General features: G+C 73.8%; 17 protein-coding genes. 9 read left to right on the top strand and 8 right to left on the bottom strand.

Going from position 1 to position 13593, the window contains the following annotated elements; translation table 11 throughout:
* The first annotated feature begins 4 nt into the window (after positions 1-4).
* Positions 5-616, top strand: coding sequence for a pyridoxamine 5'-phosphate oxidase family protein (locus AB0G14_RS18145; protein ID WP_357698688.1), 612 nt, complete (start codon positions 5-7; stop codon positions 614-616).
* A 9-nt stretch (positions 617-625) separates the two neighbouring features.
* Entirely contained in the window at positions 626-1183 is a 558-nt protein-coding gene (locus tag AB0G14_RS18140) for a dihydrofolate reductase family protein (protein WP_357698685.1), read from the top strand.
* Between the two features lie 227 nt (positions 1184-1410).
* On the opposite strand, the gene AB0G14_RS18135 is transcribed toward AB0G14_RS18140, so the two are convergent.
* Together AB0G14_RS18135 and AB0G14_RS18130 are read right to left on the bottom strand one after the other, a co-directional pair.
* Positions 1411-1998, bottom strand: coding sequence for a MerR family transcriptional regulator (locus AB0G14_RS18135; protein WP_357698682.1), 588 nt, complete (start codon positions 1996-1998; stop codon positions 1411-1413).
* Positions 1995-3269 carry a hypothetical protein gene (locus AB0G14_RS18130; protein ID WP_357698680.1) on the bottom strand — a complete coding sequence of 425 codons (1275 nt, stop codon included), beginning with the start codon at positions 3267-3269 and terminating at the stop codon, positions 1995-1997. Before AB0G14_RS18130 ends, AB0G14_RS18135 begins: the two co-directional genes overlap by 4 nt.
* A gap of 96 nt (positions 3270-3365) precedes the next feature.
* Between AB0G14_RS18130 and AB0G14_RS18125 the strand changes: the two genes are divergently transcribed.
* On the top strand, positions 3366-3746 hold the full coding sequence (locus AB0G14_RS18125) for an SDR family oxidoreductase (RefSeq protein ID WP_357698678.1): 381 nt from the start codon (positions 3366-3368) through the stop codon (positions 3744-3746).
* Positions 3747-3858: 112 nt separating this feature from the next.
* Here AB0G14_RS18125 and AB0G14_RS18120 read toward each other — a convergent pair whose 3' ends face one another.
* Together AB0G14_RS18120 and AB0G14_RS18115 are read right to left on the bottom strand one after the other, a co-directional pair.
* Positions 3859-4758, bottom strand: a complete 900-nt coding sequence (locus AB0G14_RS18120; protein ID WP_357698768.1) for a 5'-3' exonuclease — start codon at positions 4756-4758, stop codon at positions 3859-3861.
* Between the two features lie 85 nt (positions 4759-4843).
* Positions 4844-5071, bottom strand: a complete 228-nt coding sequence (locus AB0G14_RS18115; protein ID WP_357698675.1) for a hypothetical protein — start codon at positions 5069-5071, stop codon at positions 4844-4846.
* Between the two features lie 116 nt (positions 5072-5187).
* On the opposite strand from AB0G14_RS18115, the gene AB0G14_RS18110 reads away from it, so the two are divergent.
* Positions 5188-6279 (top strand): DUF4037 domain-containing protein, encoded by a 1092-nt coding sequence (locus AB0G14_RS18110; protein ID WP_357698673.1) that lies wholly within the window; start codon positions 5188-5190, stop codon positions 6277-6279.
* A gap of 16 nt (positions 6280-6295) precedes the next feature.
* On the opposite strand, the gene AB0G14_RS18105 is transcribed toward AB0G14_RS18110, so the two are convergent.
* Complete coding sequence (locus AB0G14_RS18105; protein WP_357698671.1) at positions 6296-7564, bottom strand: MFS transporter; 1269 nt, start codon at positions 7562-7564, stop codon at positions 6296-6298.
* Between the two features lie 84 nt (positions 7565-7648).
* On the opposite strand from AB0G14_RS18105, the gene AB0G14_RS18100 reads away from it, so the two are divergent.
* The 4 genes from AB0G14_RS18100 (at position 7649) to AB0G14_RS18085 (ending at position 11463) form a co-directional block, all read left to right on the top strand.
* Complete coding sequence (locus AB0G14_RS18100) at positions 7649-8530, top strand: winged helix-turn-helix transcriptional regulator (protein ID WP_357698668.1); 882 nt, start codon at positions 7649-7651, stop codon at positions 8528-8530.
* A 76-nt stretch (positions 8531-8606) separates the two neighbouring features.
* Complete coding sequence (locus AB0G14_RS18095; protein WP_357698665.1) at positions 8607-9722, top strand: Xaa-Pro peptidase family protein; 1116 nt, start codon at positions 8607-8609, stop codon at positions 9720-9722.
* Positions 9719-10861 carry an acyl-CoA dehydrogenase family protein gene (locus AB0G14_RS18090; RefSeq protein WP_357698663.1) on the top strand — a complete coding sequence of 381 codons (1143 nt, stop codon included), beginning with the start codon at positions 9719-9721 and terminating at the stop codon, positions 10859-10861. The genes AB0G14_RS18095 and AB0G14_RS18090 overlap by 4 nt, the downstream gene beginning before the upstream one ends.
* 95 nt (positions 10862-10956) lie before the next feature.
* Complete coding sequence (locus AB0G14_RS18085; RefSeq protein WP_357698661.1) at positions 10957-11463, top strand: Lrp/AsnC family transcriptional regulator; 507 nt, start codon at positions 10957-10959, stop codon at positions 11461-11463.
* Here the strand turns inward: AB0G14_RS18085 and AB0G14_RS18080 are convergent.
* The gene (locus tag AB0G14_RS18080) at positions 11393-12004 is read right to left on the bottom strand and encodes a histidine phosphatase family protein (protein WP_357698659.1); all 612 of its coding nucleotides are present in this window, start codon (positions 12002-12004) and stop codon (positions 11393-11395) included. The genes AB0G14_RS18085 and AB0G14_RS18080 overlap by 71 nt on opposite strands.
* Positions 12005-12177: 173 nt before the next feature.
* Between AB0G14_RS18080 and AB0G14_RS18075 the strand changes: the two genes are divergently transcribed.
* Positions 12178-12360, top strand: coding sequence for a CsbD family protein (locus AB0G14_RS18075; protein ID WP_357698656.1), 183 nt, complete (start codon positions 12178-12180; stop codon positions 12358-12360).
* Between the two features lie 192 nt (positions 12361-12552).
* On the opposite strand, the gene AB0G14_RS18070 is transcribed toward AB0G14_RS18075, so the two are convergent.
* Together AB0G14_RS18070 and AB0G14_RS18065 are read right to left on the bottom strand one after the other, a co-directional pair.
* Positions 12553-13263 carry a cation transporter gene (locus tag AB0G14_RS18070; protein WP_357698654.1) on the bottom strand — a complete coding sequence of 237 codons (711 nt, stop codon included), beginning with the start codon at positions 13261-13263 and terminating at the stop codon, positions 12553-12555.
* Complete coding sequence (locus tag AB0G14_RS18065; RefSeq protein WP_357698652.1) at positions 13263-13592, bottom strand: metalloregulator ArsR/SmtB family transcription factor; 330 nt, start codon at positions 13590-13592, stop codon at positions 13263-13265. Before AB0G14_RS18065 ends, AB0G14_RS18070 begins: the two co-directional genes overlap by 1 nt.
* Position 13593: the final 1 nt, after the last annotated feature.

The raw sequence follows: 13593 nt of genomic DNA, 5'->3' as shown, positions 1-13593 counted from the left end.
CCCATTGTTCACCCTGGCTGAACGATTGTTGACAAACCCGCCGTTGATGGCGGGGTTGCCGGCGTTCAGGATTGCCCTGATGTCACAACGAACCGCAGGACTGACGATGTGGGTACCGCGGCTGCTGGCTCAGCATCGCTACCTCGTCCTCGGCACCGCGGACGGTGAGGGTCGGCCATGGGCCAGCCCGGTGTTCTTCGCCGCCGACGGGCAGCACCGGGTTCTGTGGGTGTCCTCGCCGGACAGCCGGCATTCACGGAATATCGCAGCGCGTCCGGAGGTGGCGATCACCGTCTTCGACACGGCTGCGCCCGTCGGCGGGGCGGAAGCGATCTACCTGGAGGCAACTGCGGGGTCGGCTGCCGACGACGCCCGCGCGGCGGACCTCGCCTTGCTTAACACCCGCCTGCCGACCGGTCACCAGCTCGTGCCGGAGGACCTCGAACCGGCTGGGCCGTTGCTGGTCTATCAGGCCGCGATCTCCAGGCATTTCGTGCTCATCCGCGGAGGGGATGCCCGTTTCGACAACGTCACCGATGCCCGGCTCGCGGTGTTTCCACCCGACCCCGACCCCGACCCCGACCCCGACCCCGACCACAGCACCCACACCATCTGAAGGAGACGCATGGCAAGGCTCATCTACTCGATGATCACCTCGCTCGACGGCTACGCCGAGGCGGCGGACGGAAACCTCGGCATCGGGGCGGAGGATCCGGAGGTGCATACCTTCATCAACGACGTCTTCCGTCCCGTCGGCACGTACCTCTACGGCCGACGGATGTACGAGACGATGGTCTACTGGGAGACCGCGCACACCGAGCCCGACCAGCCACCGCATATCCTGCAGTACGCCCGCGACTGGCAGGCCGCGGAGAAGATCGTGTACTCCACGACGCTGGAGTCGGTGTCCAGCGCGAAGACCAGGATCGAGCGGACCTTCGACCCGGACGCGGTGCGCAGGCTCAAGGCCGAGGCTGATCACGACCTGACCGTCGACGGTCCGAACCTCGCGGCCCAGGCGATCGCGGCCGGCCTGGTGGACGAGTACCACCTGTTCATCACCACGAGCGTGGTCGGCGGCGGCAAGCGGTTCTTTCCCGACGGCGTGCGCCTCGAACTCAAGCTGGTCGAGGAACGTGCCTTCGACAGCGGACTGATCTACGCGCGCTACCGGACCCGCTGAGCCGCGCCGGTTGCTGACATTGCGCCGGCCTCGGCTGTGCGGCGCTGGGGGCGTACCGCCACCTACATCGCCGTCGCGGTGCCCCTGATCTACTGCCTGGCCCGATGGGCGTGGGCGCTCGGCATCCCCCTCGGCGTATCGCCCGAGTTCCTGCGGGCATCTCCACAGGCCACCGCGGGTTATCGCTCGTCTAGTGCGGTCACGGCTAACACCGCCACGGCGGTGGCTTACGACCTGAAGGTGTTCTTCGCGGTGGTTGCATGAGGCGGAGCGGGCCAAAGGTCAGCGTCCATCCGGCGTTTCGGGCCGCGTTTGCTCCCGCGTCTCGATGAGGCCAGTGCCGTGAAGCAGCCGCAGTCCTGTCCGCAGGGCCCGTCATGGGCCACAGTGGTCAGGGCGGCCGACACGGCCTGCAACCGGGCCGCGTCCTCGGAGAGCGACGCGCTCGCGCTGAGTTCGGTCGCCCAGGCCGCGGTGCCCGGACCGGCCTCGACGGCCTGTCGGTTCCGCGCGGCGAGATCGGCCTGCACCTGGTCGAGCCGGGCGGTGACCGCGTTGGCCAGCAGCCGCCGCGTGCCGGGGCAGTCGCCGTCGCGCCGGCCGGCAGCGAGCGGGCCGAGAGCGTCGGCGTCGAGGCCGAGGTCTTCGGCACCGGCCAGCGCCCGCACCGTGTCCACTTCGGCAAGCGGGTAGCCGAACCGGTCGCCGTCGCGGCGGTCCGGCGGCACCAGCACAGCCTCCGCGTAGCGCCGCAGCTGCGCGGCGGGCACCCCGGACCGGGCGGACAACTCGGCGAGTTCCAGCAGCCCGGTCACGACATCGCTTCCGCGCGGACGGCGTTCGCGCGCTGGGTGAGGGAGGCGAACACGTCCGCGTGCGCGGCGGGGACCTCGATGTCGAGCACCGCTTCGCCGTCGGTCGCCTCCTGCGGGGTGATGGTGAAGGTGAAGAACGAGCAGCACTCGGTCTCCCGCGCGGCCAGATCGCGTACTCGGTCCGTCAGCCCGGCGGGGCCGGTCAGGTGCAGCCGGGCGTGGGTGGTGCTGACCTGGTCGACACGGCGCACGGCGGTGGCGAACAGGTTGTCGAACTCGGCCAGCCGTAACGGCTGCTCAGCGGTGGGTAGCGTGCACGCGCCGGGGACGTCGAACGACATCACAGGTTCCTTCGAACGGATGGCTAGGACGCCGGTGGGGCGCTGTCCACTCGACGGTAAACCTGTACCTGGGTACTGGATGCAAGCCTTCGGTCCGGGGTGACGCCGGGTGGGACGCAGCCACCGATCATTCCTGTAGCCGTCGCCGGCGTGCGGTGTGCCATGGCGGCTTGGGCCAGGCTCGGGTTGCAGCAGCGCCTGGGCGTTGGCGGCGTATCGCACGGCGGCGCGCTCGCTGATCGCGAAGACCTTGGCCAGATGCAGCGGATCGCCGCCGGTCGCGAGGGCCTCCTCCAGCTGGCGGTCGATACGTAGCCGCTCGAGCGTGGCCGGGAGTCGCCGCAGGTTCAGGATCCAGGTGTGGCCGACCGGTCCGAGCCGCAGGGCGGTGATCTGGTTGATCAGCAGGTGCGGGTTCGCGGTCCGGGGCCAGGTGCGGCGCCGGTGTTCGAGCCATTCCAGCAGTACCCGGTAGGTCAGGTCGTCGAGCGGTCGGGTGTTGCCGCCGATGGTCAGCGACCGTCCGGCCAGGTCGAGGTCGACCAGCTGCATCGCCCGGATCTGGATGGGGCGGGCTGCGTGGATAGCGGTCAGGACGACGAACACGCGGGCCTGCACCGTGTTGGCGGCAGCGATGGCGGCGTTGATCTCGACGCTCGTCAGCGGCTGCCAGATCGCATGTTCGCGTCGTGGCCCTTGGACGCGCACGGTGGGGTTCCGGAAGATCGTGCCCGTGCGTCTGGCCCAGCCGAACAGCGACCGTAGCGCGCACAGGGCCGTCCGCCGTGCCTCGCCGTGCAGGGTGTCCAGGTAGGCCACGACGTCCTCGCGGGCGACTTCCCGCAGATGGGCGTACCGGGCCGACCAGGCCGTGACGGCCAGCGATGCGGCGTGCCGTACGCCGCATAGACACCGACGGATTGGCGACACCGGCTGCGCCGGCAACGGTCGCACCGGCTGCCGTTTCCGATCGGCCTTGGCGGTGGTCGTGTCCCGGCAGGCCGCGTTGCTGCGGTTGCGCCGCCCGTGCGGTGGCCGCCCCGGGTGCCCGGGGCCGACGACAGGTGCCCGATCCGTGGGCTCTCGAAGCACGGGCTCCAGGGGCTCATGGGCACCCTCGCGAACGAACTGGGGAAGCACAACATCCGGGTGAACACCGTCAACCCGGGGATGGTCAACACCGAGATGGCGATGAACGAACGCCTGCTGAGGGCGTACATCCCCGGCGTGGAGAACCCGACCCTCGACGACGTGGCCCGGGTCTTCGGCGGCCTGGCGTTGCTGCCGGTGGCGTGGGTGGAGCCCGAGGACGTGAGCAACGCGGTGCTCTGGTTGGCGTCGGAGGAGTCCCGTTTCGTCACCGGGATCGCGATTCCCGTGGATGCGGGCCTGCTCGCGAAGTTCTGACCCCAGTGCCGACGGCTTGATCTCAAGCGCGCTTGACGGTGTGGGGTTCGAGGTTGACCTCGAACCCCACACCGGATGCGCGGGCCAGCCCCGGTGACCGCGCGGACGTGGGTCAGGCGCGCTGGGCGAGGGCGTCGACCAGACGGCGCGCCGAACCGGCCAGGTTCCACTCGCCGGCCAGCTCCAGCAGCCGGTCCGGGTCGGCCGGGGCGCTGGGCAGCGCGGTGGCCAGCTCGGGCAGCGGCACGTCGAGGGCGACCCGGACCACCTTCGGCGCCACGGCCAGGTAGTCCCGCGCGGCGGCGAGCTTGGTGCGCAGCCCGGGGGCGAAGCCGGAACCCGGGTCGTCCAGGGCAGCCAGGATGCCCGCGATGTCGCCGTAGCGCTCCACGAGCCGGGCGGCCGTCTTCTCGCCCACGCCCGGCACCCCGGGCAGCCCGTCGCTCGGGTCCCCGCGCAGGGCGGCGAAGTCGGCGTACCGGGCGGCCGGCACCCCGTAGCGGGACCGCACGGCGGCGTCGTCGCAGTCCTCCAGCTTGGCCACGCCCCGCCCGACGTAGAGCAGCCGCACCGGGCGGGCGTCGTCGACGAGCTGGAACAGGTCCCGGTCGCCGGAGACCACCTCGACCGGCGCCGGCTGGGTCACCGACAGCGTGCCGAGGACGTCGTCGGCCTCGTAGCCGGCCGCGCCGACGTGGGTGATGCCGACGGCGTCGAGCACCTCCAGGATCAGCGGCACCTGTGGGCTGAGCGTGTCGGGCACCACCTCGCCGCCCTCGGGGGCCAGCCGGTGCGCCTTGTACGACGGCAGCAGCGCGACGCGCCACTCGGGTCGCCAGTCGTGGTCCATGGCGCAGACCATCCGGTCGGGCCGGCGGGTGCGGATCAGGGCCGCCAGCATGTCGAGGAAGCCGCGCACCGCGTTGACCGGGCTCCCGTCGGCGGCGCGGGCCGCGGACTCGGGGATGCCGAAGAAGGCCCGGAAGTAGAGGCTGGGCGCGTCGATGAGCATGATCGGGGGTCGCTGTGCCACGCCCGACAGCCTGGCACACCGCACCGACGTTCGGGGGGTACGGCACGGCGGGACAGCCCGGCGGTCAGGAGCGCTCGTCGCTGGAGTAGAGCGCCTCGCGGCGGGCCAGGTACTGCACCGCGTAGCTCGCGACCAGCAGCGCGACCGCGAGCGCCACCTCGATCCAGGCCGCCGTGCCGTTGGCGATCGTCAGGCCGACGATCAGCAGCACCAGGCCGGCGACCGCGAGGATCCCGGACCAGAGCAGGCGGCGGCGGCGCGCCGCGGCGCGGTCCGGGTCGTTCGGTGCCACGGCTGTCGCTCCTCTCCGCCGGCGAGGCGCTCGCGGCTCCAGGCTATCGGCGCGACCGGCCGGCCGCGCCGGAACCGTGCTGCGAGCGCCCCGGCGAGGGGCGCAGACTGGCCGGTGTGACGTTCCTTCCCGGCCTGACGCTCGGCCGACGGTTCCACGACGAGGTGCTCGCGCCGATCCTGCGCCGGCGCTTTCCCGGCCTGCGCTACGCGGCCGGCCTGCTCGACGGTGGCTCGGAGCTGCTCGGGTTGGACACCGCGCGCTCCACGGACCACGACTGGGGGCCGCGGGCGCAGCTCTTCGTGGCGGCGGCCGACGCGTGGCGGATCCCGCGGCTGCACGCCGCGTTGGACGCCGACCTGCCGGCCGACTTCCTCGGCTGGCCGACCCGGTTCGCCGGGCACGGCCGCCTCGGCGTGGTCGACCCGGCGGGCGTCCGGCACGGGGTGAAGATCGACGAGCTGGTCGGCTGGTGGCGCGACCGGCTCGGCTTCGACCCGGCCGCCGGGATCACCACGGCCGACTGGCTGGCCACCCCGACCCAGCGGCTAACCGAGGTGACCGGCGGCGAGGTCTTCCACGACGGCCTCGACGGGGCACTCACCGGGGCGCGGGCGGCACTGCGGTGGTACCCGGACGACGTGTGGCGGTACGTGCTCGCCGCCGGGTGGACCCGTGTCGCCCAGGCGGAACACCTGCCCGGCCGCTGTGCCGAGGTCGGCGACGACGTCGGCAGCCGGGTGGTCACCGCCGGGCTGGCCCGGGACGTGATGCGGCTCGGCCTGCTGCTGCGCCGCCGCTGGCCGCCGTACGACAAGTGGCTGGGCACGGTGTTCGGCCGGCTGCCCGGCGCGGGGCCCGTGGTCGCGGCCCTGGCCGACGCGTTGGGCCCGGGCGACTGGCCGCGCCGGGAGGACGGGCTGGTCCGGGCGCTGGAGACCGTCGCCGCCTGGACCGACGACACCGGGCTGGCGGCGCCGGTGGGCGCCCGGCCGCGCCCCTTCCACCGCCGGCCCTTCCTGGTCCTGGACGCCGGCCGGGTCGCCGCCGCGCTGCGCGCCGCCGTCACCGACCCGGCCCTGCGCGGGCGGCCGCCGGTCGGCGCGGTCGACCAGTTCGTCGACAGCGTGGACCTGCTGACCCACGCCGACCGGGCCCGCCGGCTGGCCGGCGCGCTGTCCCCCGTCGTGCCGGACGGGCCGGGCTGAGCGCGGGGTCGGGCCGTCAGCGGCCCGCCGGCACGGGGCTTGCCCGGCGGTCGCCGGCCGCCCGCTCGTGGTCGGTGAGGTCGCGCAGGCGGCGGACGGGGGACAGCAGCAGCGCCAGGGGCGCGCAGACCGCCGCGAACGCGAAGACCAGCAGGGTGGCGCGGGTCCCGGCGACACCGGCGAGGGCGCCCGCGAGCAGGCCGCCGACGGGGATGGCTCCCCAGGAGACGAACCGGACCGTCGCCATCACCCGGGAGAGCAGCTCGGGCGGGCTGGCGATCTGCCGGTAGGTCCGGGTGGTCACGCTGAGCACCACGACGCCGGCCGCGAAGACGACGTTGCCGATCGCGAAGGCGACGTACGCCGGCCAGCCGGTGCCCCAGGGGACGACGAACGCGCCGCCGACCGACACGAAGCCGGCGACGACCAGGGCCCGGGCGGTCCCGATCCGGGCGGTGATCCGGGACGTCAGCGCAGCCCCCACGAGCGAGCCGATGCCCTCGACGGCGAGCAGCAGGCCGACCAGGCCCGCCGGGGCGTGCAGCTCGCGCACCAGGTGCAGCGGGTAGAGCGCGAGCTGCGCCCCGCAGACGAAGTTCACCGCCGTCGCGGCCCACATGCCGGGGCCCATCACCGGGTGGTACGCCACGAAGCGCCAGCCCTCGCGGATCATCTCCCCGACCGGCGGCCAGCGGTCCGGCGCGTCGACGCGGCGGGCGGGCAGGGTGCGGAGCAGGGCCGCCGAGACGAGGTAGCCGGCGGCGTCGACGAGCAGGGTCGGCACCGCGCCGAGCGCCTGCACCGCGAGGCCGCCGAGCGGCGGCCCGCCGAGCTGGGTGGTGGCGTGCGTGGCGGAGGTCAGGCTGTTGCGGGACTGCAGCTGGTCCCGGTCGACGATGCTCGGCAGGAAGGTCGAGTTGGCCACGTCGAAGAGCACCGTGGCGAAGCTGACCACCAGCGCGGTGACCACCAGGTGGGCGACGGTCAGCCGGTCGGACCACCACGCGACCGGCACCGACGCGACGGCCAGCGCGCGGGCCAGGTCGGCGCCCACCTGCGTCCCACGCAGCGGCAGCCGCTGCGTGACGACGCCGGCCGGCAACCCGATCACGAGCCAGGCGACGTAGCTGGCCGCCGCGATGAGGCCCATCTCGAACGCGGTGGCGTCGAGCACCGTCAGCGCGGTCAGCGGCAGCGCCACGGCGCCGACCGCCGACCCGACCGCGCTGGTCGTGCCGGCGGCCCACCACCGCCAGAACACCCCGGCTGCATGCCCGACGCCCATGTCGTCCGCCCCCGTTCGCGAGCCAGTGAGTTCCAATTTGAAACGGACTATAGTCGAGGGCGACGGAGCGGGCGGGGGTGGGATGTGCGGCGGGCCGATCTGGCGGACGCGGACTGCGGCATCGCGCAGGCGCTGGGCGTCCTCGGCGACTGGTGGACGTTCCTCATCGTGCGCGAGGTCGCCGGCGGGACCACCCGCTTCGACGCGCTCCACCGCGAGCTGGGCGTCAGCCGGCGGGCGCTGACCGAGCGCCTGGCCGGGCTCGTCACGCACGGCGTGTTGGAGCGACGGCCCTACTCGGCGCACCCGCCCCGCTTCGACTACCTGCTCACCGCCAAGGGCGAGGGCCTGTTGCCGGTGCTCATCGCCCTGCAGGACTGGGGCACCCGGTACGTGATGGGCGACGGCGACCTCACCGCGACCGCCGACGCCGCCTCCGCCGAGGCGCGCCGCGTGCACGACCTGGTCGGCCGGCGGCTGCCCGACGTCGTGCTGCCCGGGCACGACGGCCGGCCGGTCGCGCCGGCCGACGCGCGGGACTGGAGCGTGCTCTACTTCTTCCCGGGGGCGTTCGCGCCCGGGGCGCGGGCCCTTCCGCCGGGCTGGGGGGAGATCCCCGGCGCGGCCGGCTGCACGCTGGAGTCCACCAGCTACGCCGCCCGGCACGCGGACTTCCGGGCCGCCGGCACGCGCGTCCTCGGAGTGAGCACCCAGCGGCCCGACCAGCTCGCCGACTTCGTGGCGCACGCCGAGCTGCCCTTCCCGCTGCTGTCCGACCAGGACGGCCGGCTCGCGGCGGGCCTGTCGCTGCCCACCTTCCGCGCCGGCGGCGTCGAGCGGTTCAAGCGCCTGACCCTGCTGGTCGGCTCCGACGCCGTCGTCCGCGCGGTGCAGTTCCCGGTGACCGACCCCGCCGGCTCCGTCGACGAGATGCTCGCCCTCGTCCGGCGCCGGGCCGCCTCCTGAGCGTCCGGCCGGGGAGCGCCCGTTGGCGCGCCGGGTGGGCTGGGTCCGCGCCCGAACGACCGTTAAGCTGACCGGTGTGGGATCCGAGGAGCTGTATCCGCCGCAGCGGCTGGCTGCCGCGCAGCGCGCCACCGCCGCCGCCGGGCTGGACGCGCTGCTGCTCACCCCCGGCTCAGACCTGCGCTACCTGACCGGCTACGACGCGCACGCCGGCGAGCGCCTGACCTGCCTGGTGCTGCCCGCCGAGGGCGAGCCGACGCTGGTCGTTCCCACCCTGGAGCGGCCGGTGGCCGAGGCGTCCCCGGCCCCGGCCACCGGCGTGCGGATCGTCGACCACGCCGACGGCACGGATCCGTACCCCCTCGTCGTCGCCGCCCTCGGCGGGCCGGTGGCGGCGGTAGGGCTGGCCGACCGGATGTGGGCCGAGCAGGTCCTCGCCCTGCGCGCCACGCTGCCCGGCGCCACCCAGCGGCTGGCCTCCGAGGTGCTGCGCGAGCTGCGCATCCGCAAGTCCCCGGCGGAGGTGGCGGCGTTGGCCGAGGCGGGCGCGGCGATCGACGCGGTGCACGACCGGATGGGGGAGTGGCTGCGGCCGGGGCGCACCGAGACGGAGGTCGCCGCCGACATCGCCGCGGCGATCCGGGCCGCCGGCCACGTCACCGTCGACTTCGTGATCGTCGCCGCCGGCCCGAACGGCGCCAGCCCGCACCACGGCACCTCCGACCGGCCGATCGGCGCCGGCGAGCCGGTGGTGGTGGACATCGGCGGCACGATGCCCTCGGGCTACCGCTCCGACTGCACCCGCACCTACGTCGCCGGCGGTCCCCCGCCGGCCGAGTTCGCCGACTACTACGAGGTGCTGCGCGCCGCCCAGGCGGCGGCGGTGGCCGCGGTCCGCCCCGGGGTGACCGCCGAGGCCGTCGACGCCGCCGCGCGGGAGCCGATCGCCGCCGCCGGCCACGGTGCGGCGTTCCTGCACCGCACCGGCCACGGCATCGGCCTGGACGGCCACGAGGAGCCGTACGTGGTGGCCGGCAACGCCCGCCCGCTGGAGGCGGGGATGGCGTTCTCCGTCGAACCGGGCATCTACCTGGCGGGCCGGCACGGCGCCCGCATCGAGGACATCGTCGTCTGCACCACGGACGGCGTGCAACGGCTCAACACCACCCCCACGGAGCTCATCGCACTATGACTGTCGACCGGATCCTCCCCACCGACGAGGCCCACGACCTGCTCGACCTCGCCACCGAACTCGCCGACCGGGAGCTCGCCCCGAAGGCGGCCGGCTTCGAGGAGCGCGCCGAGTTCCCCCGTGAGGTGCTGCGCACCCTCGGCCGGGCGGGCCTGCTCGGCCTGCCGTACGCCGAGGAGCACGGCGGCGCCGCCCAGCCGTACGAGGTCTACCTGCAGGTGCTGGAGATCCTGGCCAGCCGCTGGCTCGCGGTCGCCGAGGCGGTCAGCGTGCACACCCTGTCCTGCTACCCGCTCGCCCAGTTCGGCACCGACGAGCAGCGCAAGCTGCTGCCGGACATGGTCGGCGGGGAACTGCTCGGGGCGTACTGCCTCTCGGAGCCGCAGGGCGGGTCGGACGCGGCCAGCCTGACCACGAAGGCCGTGCGCGACGGCGACTCCTACGTGGTCACCGGCACCAAGGCGTGGATCACTCACGCCCGGGTCGCGGACTTCTACAACATCTTCTGCCGCACCGGCGGGCCCGGCCCGAAGGGCATCTCCTGCCTGCTGGCCGACCGGGGCACGCCGGGCATCGCCCCGCAGGCGGCCGAGCGGACGATGGGCCTGCACGCCTCGCCGGTGGCACAGGTCGCCTTCGACGACGCCCGGGTGCCGGCCGAGCGGCTCATCGGCGGGGAGGGGATGGGCTTCACCATCGCCATGTCCGCCCTGGACTCGGGGCGCCTCGGCATCGCCGCCTGCGCCGTGGGGCTGGCCCAGGCGGCGCTGGACTACGCGGTGGGCTACGCGAAGGAACGGCAGCAGTTCGGCCGGGCGATCATCGACTTCCAGGGGCTGGGCTTCACCCTCGCCGACCTGGCCACCCAGATCTCCGCCGCCCGGGCGCTGATGCTCTCCGCGGCCCGGCTGCGCGACGCCGGCCGGCCGTACTCCATCGAGGCGGCGAAGGCGAAGCTGTTCGCCACCGACGTGGCGATGCGGGTCACCACCGACGCGGTGCAGGTGCTCGGCGGCGCCGGCTACGTGACCGACCACCCGGTGGAGCGCTACATGCGCGAGGCCAAGGTGCTGCAGATCGTCGAGGGCACCAACCAGATCCAGCGGCTGGTCATCTCCCGGGCGCTCGCGAAGGGCTGACGGTGTCCCGACGGGCCGGCACGACGCGTACGCCGCGTCGTGCCGGCGGGGGTGCGTCGTCGCAGCCGGGCGGATTTCCCGGTAGGTTGCACGCCGTGGAGGAGATCGACCGCGCCATCGTCGCCGCACTGACCGCTGACGGTCGGCTGTCGTACACGGATCTGGCGGAGAAGGTGGGCCTGTCGGTGTCCGCGGTGCACCAGCGGGTGCGCCGGCTGGAGCAGCGCGGCGTGATCAAGGGGTACGCCGCCCGGGTTTCCTTCGAGGCCCTGGACCTGCCGCTGACCGCGTTCGTGGCGATCCGGCCGTTCGACCCGTCCCAGCCGGACGACGCCCCGGAGCGGCTGGCCCACCTGCCGGAGATCGATTCGTGCTACTCCGTGGCGGGGGAGGACTTCTACCTGCTGCTGGTGCGGGTGGCCAGCCCGACCGATCTGGAGCGGGTGCTCCAGGAGATCCGGACGGCGGCGAACGTGACCACCCGTACGACGGTGGTGCTGTCGACCCCGTACGAGAACCGGCCGCCGAAGATCAGTGCCGAGTCCCAGGATCGGGGGCGTTCCCGGCCAGCGGGGCAACCGGCTGGTTCCACCGCTGGATGACCCGCCGGCCGTGCTCATGACCGAGCACGCTGACGGTGGCGGTGTCCAGCCGCAGCAGCCCGCCGGCCGACGGCGGCAGCCCGACCCAGCGGGCGCCGAGCACCCGCAGGCTGTGGCCGTGCCCGACGAGGGCCACGGTGCCCCGGTCGAGCAGCGGGTGGACCCGGGCGAGTGCCCGGTCGACGCGCTCGCCGACCTCGCTGGGGGACTCCCCGCCGGGGCAGCCGTCCGTCCAGAGGTTCCAGCTCGGGTGGTCGTCGTGGATGTCGGCGGTGGTGCGGCCCTCGTAGTCGCCGTAGTGCCACTCGGCGAGGTCGTCGTCGGTGCCGGTGACGGGGAGGCCGGCGAGCTGCGCGGTGCGCAGCGCCCGGGCCCGGGGGCTGGTGAGGCCGGCGGCGACGTGCCGGCCGGCGAGGAACTCGCCGAGGGCGCGGGCCTGCCGTTCGCCGTCGGGGGTGAGCGGCAGGTCGGTGTACGAGGTGTGCCGCCGGCTGGCGCTCCAGGTGGTCTCGCCGTGCCGGATCAGCAGGATCTCTCCCATTCGTCCAGTCAACCAGAAGCCCGCCCCTCCCGTTCACCTAGTGTCCTAGGACGCCCTAGGGGGAGTGCAGCCCACCACACGGCACAGCCCAGGTTTCCGTCTGCCGGGTCCGGGCACGCAGTCGGACGAGGGGCACGGAAGGCCCGGCCCGGGGCAGGAGCAGGGGAGGCGACATGAGCTTCACCGACAAGGCGAAGAACAAGGTCGAGCAACTGACCGGCGCGGCCAAGGAACGGATCGGCGACGTCACCGACAACGAGCGGATGCGGGGCGAGGGCGCCACGCAGCAGAGCGACGCGCGTGCCCGGCAGGCGAAGGAAGCCGGCCGCGACGTGAAGGACGCCTTCACCCGGTGACCCGTGTGCGGTGACGGCCCCCGGTCCACCCGGGAGCCGTCACCTGATCCGGGGCGAATGGGCCCGGCCGCAGCTTCCAGCCCAGAACGAGGTCAAGAACTGGAATGTGATCTAGGCGCCGCCACTGCGCCAGGTGCGCCGCCGAACGCCAGCACCAGGCCCAGCAGATACGAGGCGAGTGTCAGGCCGGCGTCACCGCGAACCCTCGTCGGCGCAGCAGTCGTCCGTGCGGCTGTCGGCCGCCGGTCCGGCCGGGGTGAGCCCGGGTGTGCAGCAGGTGTCACCGCGCCACGCTTCGCGGCCTTCCTTGACCGCCACGGCGGCGATGGCCAGCGCGGCGATCGGGTCGGCCCAGGACCAGCCGAACAGACTGTTCAGCCCCAGGCCCACGAGCAGGACGGCGGACAGGTAGGTGCACAACAGGGTCTGCTTGGAGTCCGCGACGGCCGAACGCGAACCCAGTTCCCGGCCGGCGCGGCGCTGCGCGTGCGACAGCAGCGGCATGATCGCCAGCGACAGTGCCGCCAGCACCAGGCCGGTGCGGGAGTGCTCGGCGTCGGCGCCGCCGACCAGGGCCCGCACCGACTCCACCGTCACGTAGGCGGCGAGAGCGAAGAACGAGAACGCGATGATCCGCAGCGCCACCTTTTCCCGGGACTCGGGGTCGCGGCCGGCGAACTGCCATGCCACCGCCGCTGCCGACGACACCTCGATCACCGAGTCGAGGCCGAAGCCGATCAGCGCGGTCGACGACGCGATCGTGCCGGCGGTGATCGCCACGACCGCCTCGATGGCGTTGTAGGTGATCGTCGCGGCGACCAGTAACCGCACCCGGCGGGCGAGCACCGCGCGGCGCGCCGGCGACGGCCCCGCCGGTGTCAGGTTGATCAGGGGCAGGGTCATCAGCAGCAGTCCTTCTCGTCGGAGTCCGGGCAGGCGGCCGGGTCTACCGTCAGTACGAGGCCGAGCAGGTCCGCGAGGGCGTGCGCCAGCCGGGCGTCGGTCAGTTCGTACCGGGTGCGGCGGCCCTGCGGCACCGTGACCACCAGGCCGCAGCCGCGCAGGCACGACAGGTGGTTCGACAGGTTCTGCCGGGTCGTGCCCAGCAGTTCGGCCAGTTCCGCTGGATAGCCTGGCCCGTCGCGCAGCGCCAGCAGCAGCCGCGCCCGGGTGGGGTCGGACAGGGCATGACCGAAGCGGGCCAGGACCTGCCCGTGCGTCAACGTCTCCACA

Origin of the sequence: Micromonospora sp. NPDC023814, assembly GCF_040639595.1 — a bacterium.
In the GTDB taxonomy this organism is placed as follows: Bacteria; Actinomycetota; Actinomycetes; order Mycobacteriales; family Micromonosporaceae; genus Micromonospora.
Note: the sequence above shows the minus strand (reverse complement) of the source record. Positions and strands in the feature narration are given on the sequence as shown.

What these genes read in the sequence shown, in the direction of transcription:
- AB0G14_RS18140 (WP_357698685.1), top strand. Translation starts at nt 626, where the DNA reads ATGGCAAGGCTCATCTACTCGATGATCACCTCGCTCGACGGCTACGCC.
- AB0G14_RS18120 (WP_357698768.1), bottom strand. Translation starts at nt 4,758, where the DNA reads ATGCTCATCGACGCGCCCAGCCTCTACTTCCGGGCCTTCTTCGGCATC.
- AB0G14_RS18105 (WP_357698671.1), bottom strand. Translation starts at nt 7,564, where the DNA reads ATGGGCGTCGGGCATGCAGCCGGGGTGTTCTGGCGGTGGTGGGCCGCC.
- AB0G14_RS18090 (WP_357698663.1), top strand. Translation starts at nt 9,719, where the DNA reads ATGACTGTCGACCGGATCCTCCCCACCGACGAGGCCCACGACCTGCTC.
- AB0G14_RS18080 (WP_357698659.1), bottom strand. Translation starts at nt 12,004, where the DNA reads ATGGGAGAGATCCTGCTGATCCGGCACGGCGAGACCACCTGGAGCGCC.
- AB0G14_RS18075 (WP_357698656.1), top strand. Translation starts at nt 12,178, where the DNA reads ATGAGCTTCACCGACAAGGCGAAGAACAAGGTCGAGCAACTGACCGGC.
- AB0G14_RS18070 (WP_357698654.1), bottom strand. Translation starts at nt 13,263, where the DNA reads ATGACCCTGCCCCTGATCAACCTGACACCGGCGGGGCCGTCGCCGGCG.